Genomic DNA, 17,236 nt, shown 5'->3' with positions numbered 1-17,236 from the left:
GGCAGACGGCCATTGTATCGGGTGCGGGTGGCGGGAGGGCTGATGCCTGCGGCAGGCAGGGGCGCAGGGCGACAGCGACAGCGACAGCAACAGCAACAGCAACGGCAACAACAACGGCCAAAGCCAAAGCGCTGGCGCTTCGTGATGCTGTGGATGGGCCGGGGTGGTGTGGGCTGGCAGGGGACGCCGTAAACCCGTCCTTGGGGGCTTAGCCGCGCCATCCATGGCGCGGATACCCCTGCCAGCCCACACCGCCCCGGCCTCGACAGGTTCATGAGGTGATGCGGATGGCAAAGGCAAAAGCGGTTTCTGGTGTCGGAGAAAAATGTAGAGCCGAGCCCGTGCTCGGCTGGGTCTATCGCGAACAGCAGCCGAGCGTGGGCTCGGCTCTACAAAGAGCGCGCAGCCAAGCTGCTTTTGCTCTTGCTCTTTTTTTCTCTTCCGTGGGTGGACGCACACGGAAACTGTCAGAGGCCGGGCGGGTGGGCTGGGCAGGGGTGTCCGCGGCATGGATGCCGCGGCCAAGCCCCCAAGGACGGGTTTACGGCGTCCCCTGCACAGCCCACCCGCCCGGCCCATCCCGGGGATCGCGCTTTGCGGCCACCCACGAGGGGCTGCGCCGTTCGCCGGAACCTACGCCGAAGGCGCCGGCTTCTGTCGAAGCAGGCTGACCGCCAGGCCACCCACCACCAGCACGCCCAGGCCCAGCAACGCCCACAGCAACCACGCCTTCCAATCGCGCTGCGGCTTCAGCGCGGCGTCGCCCGCCAGCAGTTCCGGGCTGCCTTCCAACCGCGCCAACGTCGGCTGCCACGACGGATCATTGCGCTGCCGCAGCTCCTCGATCAGCACGCCCACCGGTGCTTCCGCCCGGCGTGCGGTCGAACTGCCCACTGCCAGCGCATACGGCGCTGCCCCCTGGCTCAGGAACACCAGCACTTCCGGCTGGTAGCCCAGGCGCAGGGTCGGGGCGGTGGCCGTTTCGGCCGGGTTCGCCACCAGCTTCCAGTAGCGGTCGCGATGGATGCTGCCCAGCGGCTGCGCGGCAGACTGCTGGCGCTGGCCCTCGGTACCCTGCTGCAGCTGGTAGGCAATCCACGGCGCACTGCGGCGTTGCCATTCCGCGCTCTCGTCATCGCGGCTGAACAACGTCCACTGCACCAGACTGTTATCGGTGCTGGCCACGTCGGCGCGCGCCACCGGGAAACGGCCGTCCAGTTCGAAGGTGTACTCGCCCTTGCCCTTCGAGATCGGCTCCAGCGACAGCCATTCCCACGGCAGCGTGGCCGGTGCCGGCGGCAGTTCGGCCAGCACGCTGCGCAGGGTCGGCAGGCGTGCGTCGCCCTGCGCCAGCACGCGCACGTAGCGCGCACTGCTGTTCACCTGCAGGCGGCGCTGCAGCAGACGCTTGCCGGCGCGCTGCAGATCCACCAGCGGCACATCCCGTGCAATCGAGCGCCAGTTCTTCAGATCGTCGCTGGCGTCCAACTGCACCTGCGCCTGCAGCGGCTGACCGCTGTCGGCCCAGTCCAGTACCAACGCAGCCAGCGGCTGCTGGCCAAGTACGTTGGCATCGATCAACCAGCCGCCCTGCCCGTTCGCCACTGCACCGCCCCCCACGCGCGCTTCGACGCGGCGCACGCGGCCGTCGGTATCGCGTTCGGTCAGCAGCTGCAGATCATTGCGCTGTGCTTCGGCCAGTGGTGGCAGCACGAACCAAGGCAGTTCGCGCTGCACTGGCGGCTGCGCGAGCGGTTGGTCCGGTGCCAACAGCGCCGAAGGCAACGATTGGCCTGCTGCATTGAACACCTGCAGATCCCCCAGGTCGGCGGCGCCGGCACGGCGGTAGATCGCCGGTTCCAGAACAACCCTGTACGCGCCGGACTGCGCGCTGGACAACGTCAACGGCCATTGTTCGGCGTACTGCGTGCGGTACTCGGCGGCCTGCGCCGCGACGGCGGCCAGCATGCCGAACACCATCGGCAGCAGCGCCCTGCTCCAGGTTCTCATTGTTTTTCCTCCACGGACGGCGCCGCGCTGGGCGGTGCCGGTGCCAGATAACCCACGACCGTGCACAGCAGGCCGTAGGCGATGAACGATGCGATGCCCAGCAGGTTGCCCAGGTGCTGGCGATCGACAATGACCAGTTTGGCCAGTACCACACCCATCAGCACGGCACCGACCATCCACAACACGCGCTGGCCGCGGCGCGATCCCCACACCCAGGCAATCACGCCGAGCACGCTCCACAGCACGGTCAGGCTGGTCTGCGCCAGACTGAAGCGCATCATCGAGGCGCCCCACGACAGGCCGCCCCACTGGTGCACGCCATGCAGCACAACGCTGGTCAGCGCGACGAAGGTTGCAAGTGACAGCAGCGGCATGCGGATGTTCAGCAATGCCTGCGGTCCCTGATCGCTGTACAGCCAGCGCGCCAGCAGCAGCAGGCTCAACCACTGCCCCAGCTCGGCCGGGTTCAGCACCGGCAGCCACAGCAGCGGTGCGGCATCGCCCGGCAGCAACTGGCCGAACAGCCAGCCAATCGACAGCAGCCCGAACAGCACGCACTGCAGCGGCTGGCGCACGCTGTCGAAGGCCGCGCCCAGCGGCCAGCGCAGCACGTTCCAGCGCCACAACGACAGCGCGGCCATCAGCAGCCACGGCAGCGTAACCAGCAAGGTCGTCCAGCCCTGCGCCAGATCGGCCTCGCCACCGCCCCACAGGGCCAGCAGCGAGAGCAGTGACGGCCACAGCAGCCACCACAGGAACTGCGCGATACGTGCCACGGTGTCGCCCCCCTGCCGCAGGCACAGCAGGGTGCGCACGCCCAGTACCGCGAACACCGCCCATGCCAGCGCGCCGTGGCCGGCGAACGGTTGCTGGTGCGCATCGCTCTGCATCAGCGCCAGCGGGAAACCCAGCGCCAGCATCACCAGCGCGGTTACGCCCAGCGCGCGTGCCGGCTGCCGGCGCTGCACCTCGGCGGCCAGCCATGCGGTCACCGCGACCAGAATCAGCAGTGCATCCACTTCGATGCGATACGGGAAGAACCGGGTGATCTCGTGCACCAGGCCGCCCAACCACCACAACAGGCCCCACAGGTAGTAGACCAGTGCGATCTCGTGGCGCTGCCTGCGCTGGTAACTCCATGCCGACGCGAAGCCGGCAACGGCCAGCAGCAGTGCACCGATCGCGGTCGGGTTGAGCAGGAAGCGCAGGTCCTCATGCCAGTGATCGCCACCGGCAACGAAAGCGAACGCGGCGCCCATCTGCAACAACGCGCCGGATACCTGCGGCAGCCAACGTTTCTGGCGCAGGCCCAGCCAGGCCAGGCCCGCACCTTCCAGTGCGAACACCGCACCGGTGGCACGCGCAGACAATGCCAGCGGCACCGCCAGCGTGGCGAAGCCCACCGCCAGCACCGCATGCGACTGCGCCAGCACGGTGTACGACGCGCGCGCGATCAGTGCCCGCGCCAGCACGGCGTAGATCGCCGCCAGGCCCAGCGCGCACAGCGCCAGCGTCATCGGCTGCTCGTACAGCATGCCGGCCTGCAGCGAGAACGCCACCAGCGGCGTACCGAACACCAGGCTGCCGTCGACCAGGTCACGTCGCCCGGCCGGCTGCCGGCGCGCGTACAGCAACGGGATCAGCAGGTAGAAGGCGAAGAACAACAGCAGGAACGGCTCGGTACTGCTGAACTTGTCCGGCGCGTACTGCAGCACGCCCCAGAACGTACCAATACCGAAGGTGAAGGCGAAACCGAGCAGATTCAGCGCACGCCAAGGACGGAACCAGGCGATGGCGAAGATGCCGGCGTTGAGCACCGCGTAGTAGCTGAACAGCCCCACATGGTTGCCGCTGCCGGTGGACAGCCACAACGGCGCCATGAAGCCGGCGAGGATGCCCAGCACGGCCAGCGTGCGCGAGTTCTGCACGACCGCCAGCACGCACAAACCAGCCACCAGCGCGATTGAACTGGCAAAGGCAAACCCGGGATTGAGCAGTTCGAATCGCTTGAACGCGGCGAAGATGGTCAGCAGCAGCACGCCGATGGCACCGCCCTGCAGGGCCAGTGCGAACAGGCGCCGGCGTTCGCGTTGATGCCAGCCGAACGCCAACAGGCCCAGCGCACCCACGGTGACGCCGGCCAGGCGCAGTTCGATCGGCAGCACCAGCCAGCCCTGGTCGCTGACGTACTTCAGCAACGCGGCAACACCGGCCAGAAGCACCAGCATGCCGATCTTGACCGGCACGTTGCCCTCGGTGAACCAGCGCTTGACCGCACCGATGCCACGCTCGATGACGTTCGGCAGCGCCGGTTCGGTCGGCAACGGCGGCTGCACCGGCGCGGGTGGCACCGGCGGTGGTGCGACCGGGCGCGGCGCATCCGCTGCCACAGGCACCGCTTCGCGCACCGGCGGCGGCGTTGGCTGGGGGGGAGGCGGTGCGGCAGCCGCCACCGGCCGCAGGAACGGTGGATCGGCACTATCAGCGGGCACGCCCGCCGTCCGTGCAGGGGCCGCCTCGGCGCTGGATGTGGCCGGTTTGGCCGCAGGCCCGGCGGCCAGCGCACCTTCCAGCGCGGCAACACGGCGGCGCAGGCCGGCAATCATCACCAGCGCCACCACCAGCAACAGCGGGATGGCCAGCAGGACCAGTACGACCAGGGCTATCAATGCTTCCATTGCATGCTTCCATTGCGATCCCGCGCCCCAGCGGCAGCGGTCGACCGGCCCATGCTACGACAGTGCTGGCCCCATAAACGACGAACCCCGGCCAGGCCGGGGTCCGCGTGCGATCTTGGCCAGCCTTACTTGGCGGCGACGACCTTGGCCATTTCCAGGCACTTGTTCGAGTAGCCCCACTCGTTGTCGTACCAGGTGACCAGCTTGACGAACGTGCCGTCCAGGGCGATGCCGGCTTCGGCGTCGAACACCGAGGTGCAGGTTTCGCCGCGGAAATCGGTGGCCACGACCTTGTCTTCGGTGTAGCCCAGGATGCCCTTCAGCGGGCCTTCGCTCTGTGCCTTCACTTCAGCGCAGATCTCGGCGTAGGTGGCTTCCTTTTCCAGCTCGACGGTCAGGTCGACCACCGACACGTCCGAGGTCGGGACGCGGAAGCTCATGCCGGTCAGCTTCTTGTTCAGTTCCGGGATGACCACACCGACGGCCTTGGCCGCACCGGTGGACGACGGAATGATGTTCTCCAGGATGCCACGGCCGCCGCGCCAGTCCTTGTTGGACGGGCCGTCAACGGTCTTCTGGGTGGCGGTAGCCGCATGCACGGTGGTCATCAGGCCGCGCTTGATGCCCCACTTGTCATTGATGACCTTGGCCAGCGGGGCCAGGCAGTTGGTGGTGCACGAAGCGTTGGAAACGATGGCCTGGCCGGCGTAGGTCTTGTCGTTCACGCCGTAGACGAACATCGGGGTGTCGTCCTTCGACGGCGCCGACATGATCACCTTCTTCGCACCGGCGTCGATGTGCTTCTGTGCGGTTTCCTTGGTCAGGAACAGGCCGGTGGATTCGATCACCACGTCCACGTCCACTTCGTTCCACTTCAGGTTGGCCGGGTCGCGTTCCTGGGTCAGGCGGATCTTCTTGCCGTTGACCAGCAGATCGTTGCCCTGCACCGCCACGTCGGCCTTGAAGCGGCCGTGCACGGAATCGTACTTGAGCATGTAGGCCAGGTAATCCGGCTCCAGCAGATCGTTGATGGCCACGATTTCGATGTCGTCGCCGAAGTTCAGCACCGCCGAGCGCAGGACGTTGCGCCCGATGCGACCGAAACCGTTGATACCAACCTTGATTGCCATGTTCTCAAGCTCCTGCGGCCGCGACAGGTGCGGCGGGATGGATAGGGCCCACAAGTCTAGCAAACCGGGGCTGGCCACCGCGGGCCAGCCCCGGCGGGCAGCGGGCCGGCGGACAGGATTTGATCCGGATCAAAGCGTTAGCGCGATGTGAGGCCGAGACTGGCCACATCCACCCAGCAACGAGATCACCCCCATGCGCAAGACCTCCCCCCTGATCGTGGCCAGTCTGGCCGCCGCCCTGTCGCTCGCCGCTGCCCCGGCCATGGCCCAGTCCAAGGGCGACTGGACCATTTCCGCCGGCGTGCACCAGGTGGCCCCGAAGTCGAACAACGGCTGGCTGGCCAACCACACCCTGAAGGTCGACGTCGACAACGACGTCAAGCCGACCATCACCGGTGAGTACTTCATCGCCGACAACCTGGGCATCGAAGTGCTGGCCGCGCTGCCGTTCAAGCACGACATCAACATCAATGGCCTGGGCCGCGTGGGCAGCACCAAGCAGCTGCCGCCGGTGGTGACCGTGCAGTACCACTTCAACAGCAAGGGCAAGGTGTCGCCGTTCATCGGTGCGGGCGTGAACTACACGACCTTCTTCAGCGAAGACACCACCGGTGCGCTGAAGGACAGCCGCCTGAAGCTGCAGGATTCGTGGGGCCTGGCCGCGCATGCGGGCGTGGACTTCGCAATCGGTGAAAAGGGCGCGCTGCGCGTGGACATGCGCTGGATCGACATCGACAGCAAGGTGAAGTTGAACGGCGAGAAGATCGGCACGGTCAACATCGATCCGCTGGTCTACGGCGCCTCGTACGTCTTCAAGTTCTAAAGCGGTGTATTGAGCGCGGGGGCTTCGCCCCCGCTCCCCCGCTACACGCAAAACCCTCGCAGCATGTTGCCCCGGTGATTGCCGGGGCTTTTTTGTGCCTGGGACTGAAGCGGTTCCGGAGCTGGGGCAAGGCGGGGAGCGGAGCCGGGACACGCCGTAAACCCATCCCTGGGGGCTCGATGGCGCCATCCATGGCGCCAACGGTCCCGGCTCCGCTCCCCGCCTTGCCCCTTCCCATCACCGCGCGCGTGCCAGCTCAAGCAAAAGCAGGAGCAACGCCAGGTCTTTCGAAGCGCAATGAATGACTGCAACTGCAGGAGGCCGATTGTGGTCCTGCATTTGTTTTTGATGTTGCCTTTGACGTTTGCATCCGCCTCCGCGGCCATGTTGGATGCGGCTGCAGGGGCAGGCGCTCTTCAATCCACCTACCCCGCTAGAATGTGCGCATGAAAGCCCTGCACTCCCTGTTCCTCGCCGCCGCCTTTGCGCCGGCCCTGCTGTCCGTCTCCGCCCCCGCACATGCATGGGGCGCGCAAGGCCACCGCCTTGTCGCCGAAGTCGCTGACGCCCGCCTCAATCCCACCGCCCGCACCGAAGTGGACCGCCTGCTGGCCACCGAACCGGACGCCACGCTGGCCAGCATCGCGCCCTGGGCCGACCAGCTGCGTGCCAAGGACCCGGGCCTGGGCCGTCGCTCGGCCGGCTGGCACTACGTCAACATCGCCGAAGACAACTGCCACTACGAAGCACCGAAGCACTGCAGGAACGGCAACTGCATCGTCGAGGCCCTGAAGGCGCAGAGCGCCATCCTCGGCGATCGCAGCCTGACCGACGGCGAGCGCCTGCAGGCGCTGAAGTTCGTCGCGCACCTGGTCGGCGACATCCACCAGCCGATGCACGCGGGTTACGCCCACGACAAGGGCGGCAACGATTTCCAGCTGCAGTTCGGCAAACGCGGTACCAACCTGCATTCGCTGTGGGACAGCGGCATGCTCAACACCCGCAAGCTGGACGATGCTGGCTATCTGCCGTTGCTGCAGAGCCAGCGCGCACCGAAGCTGGCGCGCCAGTCCAACCCGCAGCGCGACCCGCAGACGTGGGCCGAGGCCAGCTGCCGCATCTCCATGCAGGCTGGCGTTTATCCGGCCACGCGTAAAATCGGTGACGAATACACCGAGCGCTACCGGCCGCTGGCCGAAGCGCAGCTGCGACTGGCCGGTGAAAACCTGGCGCAGTTGCTGAACCGCGTGCTCGGCACGCGCTGAGGAGAATTCCGATGTCGGTCCAGGTGCAGTCGTTCTTCCACCGTGACAGCAACACCTTCAGCTATCTGGTCAGCGACCCGGCCAGCGGCGAGGCAGCGCTGATCGACCCGGTCCTGGACTACGACCCGGATACCGACGCCAGCAGCGAAGCGCCGCTGCATGCTGCATTGCAGGCCATCGAGCAACAAGGCCTGCAGCTGCGCTGGCTGCTGGAAACCCACGCCCACGCCGACCATGTGTCGGCCGGGCGCCGGCTCAAGCAGCGCTTCCCGCAAGCCACGCTGGCCATCGGCGAAGGCATCCGTGCGGTACAGGCCACCTTCGCACCGCGCTATGGCCTGCAGCTTCCGGCCGCCGATGAGATCTTCGACCACCTGTTCAGCGACGGCGAAACCTTTGCTCTGGGCAAACTGCGCTGCCAGGTCATCGCCGTGCCCGGCCACACCAGCGACAGCATCGCGTATCTGATCGGTGATGCGCTGTTCACCGGCGACTCGCTGTTCATGCCCGACGGCGGCACTGCCCGCTGCGATTTCCCGGGCGGCGATGCCGCGCAGTTGTACCGTTCAATCCAGCGCCTGCTGGCTCTGCCCGATGTGACGCGCGTATTCGTCTGCCACGACTACGGCCCGGGTGGCCGCGACGTCGCCAACGAAACCACCATCGGCGAACAGCGCGCGCACAACATCCACGTGCATGACGGCGTAGCCGAGGCGGAGTTCGTCAGCGTGCGACAGGCCCGCGATGCCACGTTGGAAGAACCGAAGCTGATGCAGCCCGCGGTGAAGGCCAATATCCAGGGCGGGGCGTGATCCACGCCGCTGCGCTCGCCGGGCATGGCCCGGCGCTACCCGGTCATCACTAGCGATTATTTTCCCTGTGTCCGCACCACATGCTGGCCCTTCACGATCTCGAAGGTGAAGGCATATTGCAGGGTGACCGCCACCGGTTCGACGCGCTCGGCGCCACGACAATCGCCACGGTCGGCAGGCACCTTGCCGGCGGCAAAGTGGCAGACCGCTGCGGACGAGTACTTCCACATCGCCACCGCGTCCTGTGCAGCCTGCAGCAGGGGCGCATTTTCGCCCGCAGCACCTGCCGCACACTCGGGGCGATCATTCAGCGGCAGGCTGCGCTCCACAGCACCGCTGGCATCGACCACCACCTGCAGGCAGATGGTGGTCGGCGCCAGTTCCGCGCGCGGGTCACGATCGCCGACCTCCGGGTCCGGTGCCGCGTACAGCTGCGGCATCCGGTAGCCCTCGGTCGTGCCCAGTGAGTACACCGGCACCTGTCCGCTGCCGCCGCCCGCCTGCGGCTGCAGGCGCTGGTGGCCGACGTTCTCGCTGCGGGTATCGACGGTGCTGAGGCGGTCCTGGCTCGCACACCCCACCAGCAGCGCCACCACCATGAGCAGCGGCGCGGACTTCACTGGGTGTCCTCGGTGTTGTCCATGGCGAACGTGATCGGAATCTTCACCGCCGCTGCGACCGGTTTCCCATTCTTCATCGCCGGCCGATAGGTCCAGCTGCGCGCCGCAGCAATCGAGACAGCATCGAACACACCTGGGTTGGTGGCGCTGAGCACCTGGACGTCAGTGAGATGGCCCTTGGCATCCACCTCCACACGCAGGTTCACCACGCCTACCTGACGCTGCTCGATCGCAGATTTCGGATAGGACGGTGGCGGCATCTTGTCGACCTGGATCTCCCGATCCATGACGGGCCCTGCCGGGCCAGCCTCCACAGCGCCCTGGCTGGCCCACGCCACTGCTCCCATTCCCACGCACAACCCGACCACCAGCACCTGCCCCGACACCCACGGCAATGCCTTCCGCTTGGACTGCTTCAACATGGCGATACGCTCCTTCAACACGGGTTGGCTGCGCCAAGGGCAGACCGACGGCGCAACCGGATGGACCAGCTGCGCCTTCAGCAGCGTGCTGGCGTAGAGGCCGCGCAGCGCAGGCTGCGGGGCCATGGTGCGGGCATCACAGGCCAACTCCTGGTCGCGCAGGAAGCGGCGTGCGGCCCATGGCACCAGCGGGTGGAACCAGAACGCCGCGCGCATCAGCAGCAGAGCGCCGTTGGCCCAGTGGTCGCCGTTGCGACGGTGGTTGCGCTCGTGTTGCAGGATCAGGCCCTGCTCCTGTGCACTGAACTGCTGATCGAATTCCGGGCCGACCACGATGCGCGGGCACCACAGGCCCACCAGCGCGGGCAACCCCGGATCGCCGCTGGCCTGCCAGCTGCCATCCGTGCGCGGCGTCAGTTGACCCATTCGCCGTTCGAAACGACGTTGTGCGCGCAGGTCGCGCAGCAGGCAGATACCCGCGCCCAGTGCCCACAGCGCGAACAACAGCCCGGCCCATGAAAGCGAATGCCCGGCCACGCTATCAAGGGCACCGGGCATCACTTTCAGCGGCAGCGTGGGCACCTGCTGCAACAGCGCAACCTGCGGCAACGGCAGCATCAGTGCCACCAGCAGCATCGGCAGCAGCCACCAGCTGCGATAGGCCAGCCCAGCGCCGCCCATCCGCACCAGCAACGGTCGCATCACCGCCAGCAGGACCACGCCCACCGCCAGCCACAGGCTGGCCTGCCACAGTCCGTCGAGCAGCTCAGTCATGGTCCAGCTCCTGGATCAGCTTCTTCAGTTCGGCGATGTCCTGCGCGCTCAACTGGCCGCGTTCGCTGAAGTGCGCGACCAGCGGTGCCACGCGCCCTTCAAAGACACGGCCGATGAAGTCCTGGCTCTGCGCTTCCACCCAAGCCTGGCGCTGCAGCAGCGGCCGGTACAGGTAGCGCCGGCCATCGCGCTCGGCGGCGATCGCGCCCTTGGTCAGCAGACGATTGAGCAGGGTCTTGATGGTCGGCTCGGCCCAGTCGCGGTGGGCCAATGCGGCCACTACTTCGTCGGCGCTACGCGGTGCCTGCTGCCACAGCACTTCCATCACAACGGCTTCGGCTTCGCTGATCGGGGTCATGGTTTACATCCGTAATCGATGGTCCGATTACGCGCGTAATCATATCTTCTGTCAAGCCCCTCGACTCCAGGTTCATCGCACCTGCGCCAGCATCGACCCTTCCCGCCTCTCGCCCCGGATGAAAGCACTGCCCAAGAAGGACTTCCCGGTCGAGCAGGCCCGCCGCTTCCTCGAACCCGGCCCGATCGTGCTGGTCAGCACCGCCTGGCGTGGCCAGCGCAACCTGATGACGATGGGCTGGCACATGGTGATGGGCTTCTCGCCCTCGCTGGTCGCCACCTATCTGTGGGACGAGAACTACAGCCATGCGCTGGCGCGCGGCAGCGGCGAATGCGTGATCAACGTGCCGGGGGTGGAACTGCTGGATACCGTGGTGGACATCGGCAACTGCAGCGGCCGCGAGGTCGACAAGTTCGCCCGTTTCGGGCTTGATGCGCTGCCCGCGCGCGAGGTCGGCGCGCCGCTGGTTGGGCAGCGCCATTCCTGCTTCGAATGCCGCCTGTACGACGACAGCCAGGTGGCGTCGAGCAACCTGTTCATCTGGGAGATCGTGCGCGCCCACGTTGCACCCCGGCCGAAGTTGCCGCGCACGGTGCACTACCGTGGCGATGGCCAGTTCATGGTGTCCGGCGCCGAAGTCTCGCGTCGACGGCGGTTCAAGCCCGACATGCTGTAATGCCAGCACTCCCCCACACGCAGGACCGCCGCGCATGACCGAACACCTCACCGACCTGGACGCCGCCGTCGACTGGTTGTTTGCGCGCGTGGACGGGCCGCTGCGGATCGGGGCACCACTGGCACTGGGCAAGCCGCATCGCCTGCTCAATGCGCTGTACGCACGCGTCGAGCACGACCCATCGCGGCCGCTGCAGCTGTATACGGCACTGTCGCTGAACCCGCCGAAGGCGCGCGGCAACGGCCTGGAAGCGCGTTTCATGGCGCCGTTCGCGGCCCGTCATTTCGGCGAAGATTTCCCGCGCCTGGCCTATGCCGATGCGATCGCGCGCGACGCGCTGCCTGCACATGTGCAGGTGGAAGAGTTCTACATGCAGTCCGGCGCCCTGCTCGGTTCGCGGCAGGCGCAGTCCAGTTACACCAGCCTGAATTACACCCACGCCGCCGATGCCGTGGCTCAACGCGCGCCGCAGGTGATCGTGCAGAAGGTGGCGATGCGGCCGGACGACCGACGGCTCTCGCTGTCGTGCAACAACGACATCACCCAGGACACGCTGGATGCGATCGCCGCACGTGGCCTGCCGCGCCCGCTGCTGATCGCCGAGATCGATCCGCAGCTGCCTTACCTGGGCGGCTCGGCCACGGTCGATGTGTCGTTCTTCGATCTGGTGATCACCCCGCCACCGCCGTACCCGGCGCTGTTCGGGCTGCCGCGGCAACCGGTCGGTGATGCCGACTACGCCATTGGCCTGTATGCCAGCGCGCTGGTGCGTGACGGCGGCACCCTGCAGATCGGCATCGGCACGTTGGCCGATGCACTCAGCCATGCGCTGGTGCTGCGCCACACCGACAATGCGCGCTACCGTCGTGTGCTGCACGCACTGGACCCGCAGCTGGCCAGCCATCCGCTGGTGCAGGAAATTGGCGGACTGGAACCGTTCGAGGTGGGCCTCTACGGCTGCAGCGAGATGCTCAACGAGGGCTTCCGCCGGCTGGTGCAGACCGGCGTGATCAAGCGCAAGGTGCACGACGACCTGGCGCTGATGCAGCGCATCGAAAATGGCAGCACGCTGTCCATCGACCACGCCACCCTGGCTGCCGAAGGCGAGTACCTGCATGGCGCGTTCTACCTGGGCTCGCCGGAGTTCTACGAATGGCTGCGCACGCTGCCGGACGACGAATGCCGCGCGATCGGCATGCGCCGCATCAGCGAGATCAACCAGCTGTACGGCGGCAACGAGACGCTGGAGCGCCTGCAGCGCCGGCACGCGCGCTTCTTCAACTCCTGCATGATGGCCACCGCGCTGGGCGCGGCGGTATCGGATGCGCTGGACGATGGACGCGTGGTGTCCGGTGTGGGCGGCCAGTACAACTTCGTGGCGATGGCACATGCCCTGCCGGAAGCACGCAGCGTGCTGATGTTCCGTGCCGCGCGCGATGACAAGGGCCGGCGCGAATCCAACGTGCGCTGGAACTACGGCCACACCACCATCCCGCGCCACCTGCGCGACATCTACCTCAACGAATACGGCATCGCCGATCTGCGCGGGCTGACCGACGAGGACTGCGTGCATGCGATGACCGCGATCACCGAAGCCCCGTTCCAGGGCGACCTGCAGCAGCAGGCGCATGCCTCGCGCAAACTGCTGGCGACCGCGCAACCGGATCCGCAGCGGCAGCAGCGCAATACACCGCAGGCATTGGCGGCGGCACTGGCACCGTTCCGCGCCGATGGCAGCCTGCCCGACTATCCGCTGGGCAGCGACTTCAACGAGATCGAGCAGGTGCTGGTGAAGGCACTGGGCTGGCTGAAAGCCAACACGCAGACCCGCGGCGACAAGCTGCGTACCGTCTGGGCAGCGCTGCGCCAACCGGCGGGCGACGGCGATGCGGTGTACCTGCAGCGCATGGGCCTGCAGGCGCCGAAGGAGTTTGCCGAGCGCCTGGACGCGCGCCTGCTGCGGCTGGCACTGGCGCGCACCGCCTGAAAATAGAGGTTTCCGGTAGCGCCGGGCCATGCCCGGCGAGCATCTGATCCGCCGGGCATGGCCCGGCGCTACCCAAAGAAAAGGCCGGCGTGCGCCGACCTTTCCTTCATTGCATCGCGATGCTGCTTACAGCGACTTGGCGGCTTCCACCACGTGGGCGGTGGTGATGCCGAAGTGCTTGTACAGCTGATCAGCCGGAGCCGAGGCACCGAAGGTGTCGATACCGATCACGGCACCGTCCAGGCCAACGAACTGGCGCCAGAAACCGGTGACGCCGGCTTCCACCGCCACTCGCTTGCGCACGGCGTTGGGCAGCACCGATTCACGGTAGGCCGCATCCTGGCGCAGGAACACATCGGTGGACGGCATCGAGACCACACGGGTCTTGAGGCCGGCCGCGTCCAGCTGGGCCTTGGCTTCGGTGGCCAGCGAGACTTCCGAACCGGTGGCGATCAGGATCACGTCCGGGGTACCGGCGGCATCGGCCAGCACGTAGCCACCGCGCTCGATCTGGGCGATCTGCTCGGCGTTGCGCGGCTGGTGCGGCAGGTTCTGGCGGCTGAACACCAGGCAGCTCGGGCCGTCCTGGCGGGTGATCGCGGCCTTCCAGCTCACCGCCGACTCGACCGCATCGCACGGGCGCCACACGTCGTTGTTCGGGATGTAGCGCAGCGAGGCCAGATGCTCCACCGGCTGGTGGGTCGGGCCGTCTTCGCCCAGGCCGATCGAGTCGTGGGTATAGACGTGGATGGCGTGGGCCGGGATCAGCGCGCTCATGCGCACGCCGTTGCGGGCGTAATCGCTGAACACCAGGAAGGTGGCGTCGAACGGAATGAAACCACCGTGCAGGGCCAGGCCGTTGGCGATGGCGGTCATGCCGAACTCGCGCACGCCGTAGTACACGTAGTTGGCGTTGGCGTCGTCGCTGGCGACCGACTTGCTGCCCTTCCACAGGGTCAGGTTGGAGTGCGCCAGATCGGCCGAGCCGCCGACGATTTCCGGCAGCAGCGGGGCGAAGGCCTCAATGGCCAGCTGCGAGGCCTTGCGCGAGGCGATCGTCGGGCCTTCAGCCGCCACCTGGGCGATGTAGGCATCGGCCTTGGCAACGAAGTCGGCCGGCAGATCGCCGTGCGAACGACGGGTCAGTTCAGCCGCTTCGGCCGGGTACTGCGCAGCGTACTTGTCGAACTGCTGTTCCCACTCGGCCTGGCGCAGGGTGCCGGCGCCATTGGCGCGCCAGCCGTCGTAGATCGCCTGCGGGATCTCGAACGGACCGTATTCCCAGCCCAGCTGCTTGCGGGTGGCTTCCAGCTCGTCCTTGCCCAGCGGTGCGCCGTGGCTGGATTCCTTGCCCGCCTTGTTCGGCGAACCAAAACCAATGGTGGTGCGGCAGCAGATCAGAGTCGGCTTGTCGCTCTGCGACAGCGCGGCCTCGATGCCAGCCTTGATGCTTTCCGGGTCGTGGCCATCAACATCGCGGACCACGTTCCAGCCATAGGCCTCGAAACGCTCCGGGGTGTTGTCGGTGAACCAGCCCTCAACGTTGCCGTCGATGGAGATGTGGTTGTTGTCCCAGAAGCAGACCAGCTTGTGCAGGCCCCAGGTGCCGGCCAGCGACGCCGCTTCATGCGACACGCCTTCCATCAGGCAGCCATCGCCCATGAACACCCAGGTGCGGTGGTCGACCACTTCCAGTTCCGGGCGGTTGAAGCGCTGTGCCAGCAGCTTCTCGGCCAGAGCGAAGCCCACGGCATTGGCGAAACCCTGGCCCAGCGGGCCGGTGGTGGTTTCCACGCCCGGGGTCTCATGGCGTTCCGGGTGGCCGGCGGTGTGGCTGCCCAGCTGACGGAACAGCTTCAGCTGCTCGATCGGCAGGTCGTAACCGCTCAGGTGCAGCAGCGCGTACTGCAGCATCGAACCGTGGCCGTTGGACAGCACGAAACGGTCGCGGTTGAACCAGTGCGGATTGGTCGGGTTATGGCGGAGGTAGTCGTTCCAGAGGACTTCGGCGATGTCGGCCATGCCCATGGGCATGCCGGGGTGGCCGGACTTTGCGGTTTCAACCGCATCGGCGGCAAGGAAGCGGATGGCGTTGGCCAACTGGCGACGGGTAGGCTGCGTCATGGTTCTGTCGGAATCGGGAGGCGGCCGCGGACGTGCGGGCGGCCTATTGTCCCATAGTCGTCGGGCGGGGGGTCAGTTCACCTTGCCCGGTAGTGCCGGCCGCTGGCCGGCATTTCATGATCGCCGCCGGATTCCACATGTAAAAAGGGGTCGGAGCCCTTTCCGCAAGGAAAGGGCTCCGACCCCGATCAGGTCGCCAGCAGTGGCTCCGGACTCAGTCCTGCTTCGGACCCAGCGCCGGGCCGTCGTGGCCCTCGCCCTTGGCCACCAGCGTGGTCAGGGCCAGGTCGCCGGTCACGTTCAGCGCGGTACGGCACATGTCCAGGAAGTGGTTCACGCCCAGGATCAGGCCGATGCCCAGCGGGTTCACGCCGACCATCGCGCAGATCATCGCCACCACCGGCAGCGAGCCGGACGGCACACCGGCGGTACCGATGCCACCCAGGATGCAGACCGCCATCACCATGATCTGCTGGCCGATGCTCAGGTCCACGCCGAAGAACTGGGCCAGGAAGATCACCGTCACGCCCTCGAACAGCGCGGTGCCGTTCTGGTTGGCGGTGGCGCCCACGGTCAGCACGAAGCGCGACACGCGCTGCGGCAGGCCCATCTGGTCGGCCACGCGCAGCGCGGTCGGCAGCGTGGCGTTGCTGGACGCGGTGGAGAACGCCATCACCGTGGCCTCCTGGGTCTGGCGGAAGAACGCCAGCGGCGAACGGCCGGACAGCCACACGGCCGTACCGTAGGTCACCACCATGTGCAGGCCCAGTGCCAGCACCACCACGCCCACGTAGGCACCGAGACGGATGATCAGGTCGAAGCCGAACAGCGCAGCCAGGTTGAACATGAAGCAGGCCACCGCGTACGGCGCCAGGCGGATGACCAGGTTGATCAGGGTCATCGAGATTTCGAACACGCCTTCGATGGCGCGGCGCAGCGGGGCGACCTTCTCGTTGTCGGTCAGCACCATGCCGATGCCGAACATCAGCGCGAAGAACATCAGCGACAGGATCGCGCCGTTGTCCGACGCGGCCTGCAGCACGTTGCTCGGCACGATCGACAGCAGCATGTCCATGCCCTTCGGCGTGCCATGGATGCCAGCAACGATTTCCTTGCTGCGCTCGGCGTTCTCCGACAGCATCATCGCGGCGACCTGCGGATCCACGCCGGCGCCCGGCTTGAGCAGGTTGACCAGCACCAGGCCGATGCCTACGGCAATGCCGGACAACAGCACGGTGTAGGCCAGCGTCTTCCAGCCGATGCGGCCAAGGGCGCGGATGTCGCCCATCTCCGACACGCCCATGATCAGCGCCGAGAAGATCAGCGGCACGATCAGCATGAAGATCAGGTTGAGGAACAGGCCCGACGCCGGGGTGGTGATGTAATCCATGACCCACTTGGCACCGGTCTGCAGACCTTCGACGCTGCCGCCCAGGGCGTGCACGATCAGTCCCAGGACCAGGCCGATTGCAAAGCCGATGCCCATCTTCCAATGCAGGGGCAACTTCTTCTTGTCGGCAGCAGCTGCTGTCATGCGCGGGTTTCCTCGAAAAATGA

13 protein-coding genes are annotated in these 17,236 nt (G+C 66.8%); 5 read left to right on the top strand and 8 right to left on the bottom strand.

The window, feature by feature from the left end; all coding sequences use genetic code 11:
• Window positions 1-633: 633 nt before the first annotated feature.
• The 3 genes from ABR323_RS17065 to gap form a co-directional block, all read right to left on the bottom strand.
• Window positions 634-2,010, bottom strand: coding sequence for a DUF3999 domain-containing protein (locus ABR323_RS17065; RefSeq protein WP_439450154.1), 1,377 nt, complete (start codon window positions 2,008-2,010; stop codon window positions 634-636).
• A complete protein-coding gene (locus tag ABR323_RS17060) occupies window positions 2,007-4,688 on the bottom strand; it encodes a DUF2339 domain-containing protein (protein WP_439450153.1) in 2,682 nt (893 codons plus the stop codon). Before ABR323_RS17060 ends, ABR323_RS17065 begins: the two co-directional genes overlap by 4 nt.
• Window positions 4,689-4,813: 125 nt before the next feature.
• Window positions 4,814-5,818 carry a type I glyceraldehyde-3-phosphate dehydrogenase gene (gene gap / locus ABR323_RS17055; protein ID WP_032127866.1) on the bottom strand — a complete coding sequence of 335 codons (1,005 nt, stop codon included), beginning with the start codon at window positions 5,816-5,818 and terminating at the stop codon, window positions 4,814-4,816.
• Between the two features lie 193 nt (window positions 5,819-6,011).
• Between gap and ABR323_RS17050 the strand changes: the two genes are divergently transcribed.
• The 3 genes from ABR323_RS17050 (at window position 6,012) to ABR323_RS17040 (ending at window position 8,718) form a co-directional block, all read left to right on the top strand.
• Window positions 6,012-6,641, top strand: a complete 630-nt coding sequence (locus tag ABR323_RS17050) for an OmpW/AlkL family protein (protein WP_049437095.1) — start codon at window positions 6,012-6,014, stop codon at window positions 6,639-6,641.
• Between the two features lie 446 nt (window positions 6,642-7,087).
• Entirely contained in the window at window positions 7,088-7,906 is an 819-nt protein-coding gene (locus ABR323_RS17045) for a S1/P1 nuclease (protein WP_439450152.1), read from the top strand.
• Window positions 7,907-7,917: 11 nt separating this feature from the next.
• Window positions 7,918-8,718 carry an MBL fold metallo-hydrolase gene (locus ABR323_RS17040; protein WP_439450151.1) on the top strand — a complete coding sequence of 267 codons (801 nt, stop codon included), beginning with the start codon at window positions 7,918-7,920 and terminating at the stop codon, window positions 8,716-8,718.
• Between the two features lie 56 nt (window positions 8,719-8,774).
• Here ABR323_RS17040 and ABR323_RS17035 read toward each other — a convergent pair whose 3' ends face one another.
• The 3 genes from ABR323_RS17035 to ABR323_RS17025 are packed head-to-tail and all read right to left on the bottom strand — an operon-like array spanning window position 8,775 to window position 10,892.
• Window positions 8,775-9,338: a hypothetical protein gene (locus tag ABR323_RS17035; RefSeq protein ID WP_439450150.1), complete on the bottom strand. Its 564-nt coding sequence runs from the start codon at window positions 9,336-9,338 to the stop codon at window positions 8,775-8,777.
• Window positions 9,335-10,534, bottom strand: coding sequence for a M56 family metallopeptidase (locus tag ABR323_RS17030; RefSeq protein WP_439450149.1), 1,200 nt, complete (start codon window positions 10,532-10,534; stop codon window positions 9,335-9,337). The genes ABR323_RS17035 and ABR323_RS17030 overlap by 4 nt, the downstream gene beginning before the upstream one ends.
• Window positions 10,527-10,892 (bottom strand): BlaI/MecI/CopY family transcriptional regulator, encoded by a 366-nt coding sequence (locus tag ABR323_RS17025; RefSeq protein ID WP_012481135.1) that lies wholly within the window; start codon window positions 10,890-10,892, stop codon window positions 10,527-10,529. Before ABR323_RS17025 ends, ABR323_RS17030 begins: the two co-directional genes overlap by 8 nt.
• Before the next feature lie 118 nt (window positions 10,893-11,010).
• On the opposite strand from ABR323_RS17025, the gene ABR323_RS17020 reads away from it, so the two are divergent.
• Both ABR323_RS17020 and ABR323_RS17015 read left to right on the top strand, forming a co-directional pair.
• Window positions 11,011-11,568, top strand: coding sequence for a flavin reductase family protein (locus ABR323_RS17020; RefSeq protein WP_439450148.1), 558 nt, complete (start codon window positions 11,011-11,013; stop codon window positions 11,566-11,568).
• 34 nt (window positions 11,569-11,602) lie between these two features.
• Window positions 11,603-13,555: an acetyl-CoA hydrolase/transferase C-terminal domain-containing protein gene (locus tag ABR323_RS17015; protein WP_439450147.1), complete on the top strand. Its 1,953-nt coding sequence runs from the start codon at window positions 11,603-11,605 to the stop codon at window positions 13,553-13,555.
• Between the two features lie 126 nt (window positions 13,556-13,681).
• On the opposite strand, the gene tkt is transcribed toward ABR323_RS17015, so the two are convergent.
• Both tkt and ABR323_RS17005 read right to left on the bottom strand, forming a co-directional pair.
• The gene (tkt, locus tag ABR323_RS17010; RefSeq protein WP_439450146.1) at window positions 13,682-15,679 is read right to left on the bottom strand and encodes a transketolase; all 1,998 of its coding nucleotides are present in this window, start codon (window positions 15,677-15,679) and stop codon (window positions 13,682-13,684) included.
• 214 nt (window positions 15,680-15,893) lie between these two features.
• On the bottom strand, window positions 15,894-17,213 hold the full coding sequence (locus ABR323_RS17005; protein WP_135274927.1) for a dicarboxylate/amino acid:cation symporter: 1,320 nt from the start codon (window positions 17,211-17,213) through the stop codon (window positions 15,894-15,896).
• Window positions 17,214-17,236 lie beyond the last annotated feature (23 nt).

It is taken from the genome of Stenotrophomonas sp. ATs4 (assembly GCF_051861585.1).
Taxonomy (GTDB): domain Bacteria; phylum Pseudomonadota; class Gammaproteobacteria; order Xanthomonadales; family Xanthomonadaceae; genus Stenotrophomonas; species Stenotrophomonas maltophilia_AS.
The sequence above is the reverse complement of the archived record's forward strand: the minus strand, read 5'-3'. Positions and strand labels throughout refer to the sequence as shown.

Bases quoted from the DNA above. Each gene is read 5' to 3' on its own strand.
- ABR323_RS17060 (WP_439450153.1), bottom strand. From the start codon at position 4,688: ATGGAAGCATTGATAGCCCTGGTCGTACTGGTCCTGCTGGCCATCCCG.
- ABR323_RS17025 (WP_012481135.1), bottom strand. From the start codon at position 10,892: ATGACCCCGATCAGCGAAGCCGAAGCCGTTGTGATGGAAGTGCTGTGG.
- ABR323_RS17005 (WP_135274927.1), bottom strand. From the start codon at position 17,213: ATGACAGCAGCTGCTGCCGACAAGAAGAAGTTGCCCCTGCATTGGAAG.
- ABR323_RS17015 (WP_439450147.1), top strand. From the start codon at position 11,603: ATGACCGAACACCTCACCGACCTGGACGCCGCCGTCGACTGGTTGTTT.
- ABR323_RS17065 (WP_439450154.1), bottom strand. From the start codon at position 2,010: ATGAGAACCTGGAGCAGGGCGCTGCTGCCGATGGTGTTCGGCATGCTG.
- tkt (WP_439450146.1), bottom strand. From the start codon at position 15,679: ATGACGCAGCCTACCCGTCGCCAGTTGGCCAACGCCATCCGCTTCCTT.
- ABR323_RS17030 (WP_439450149.1), bottom strand. From the start codon at position 10,534: ATGACTGAGCTGCTCGACGGACTGTGGCAGGCCAGCCTGTGGCTGGCG.
- ABR323_RS17045 (WP_439450152.1), top strand. From the start codon at position 7,088: ATGAAAGCCCTGCACTCCCTGTTCCTCGCCGCCGCCTTTGCGCCGGCC.
- ABR323_RS17020 (WP_439450148.1), top strand. From the start codon at position 11,011: ATGAAAGCACTGCCCAAGAAGGACTTCCCGGTCGAGCAGGCCCGCCGC.
- gap (WP_032127866.1), bottom strand. From the start codon at position 5,818: ATGGCAATCAAGGTTGGTATCAACGGTTTCGGTCGCATCGGGCGCAAC.
- ABR323_RS17040 (WP_439450151.1), top strand. From the start codon at position 7,918: ATGTCGGTCCAGGTGCAGTCGTTCTTCCACCGTGACAGCAACACCTTC.
- ABR323_RS17050 (WP_049437095.1), top strand. From the start codon at position 6,012: ATGCGCAAGACCTCCCCCCTGATCGTGGCCAGTCTGGCCGCCGCCCTG.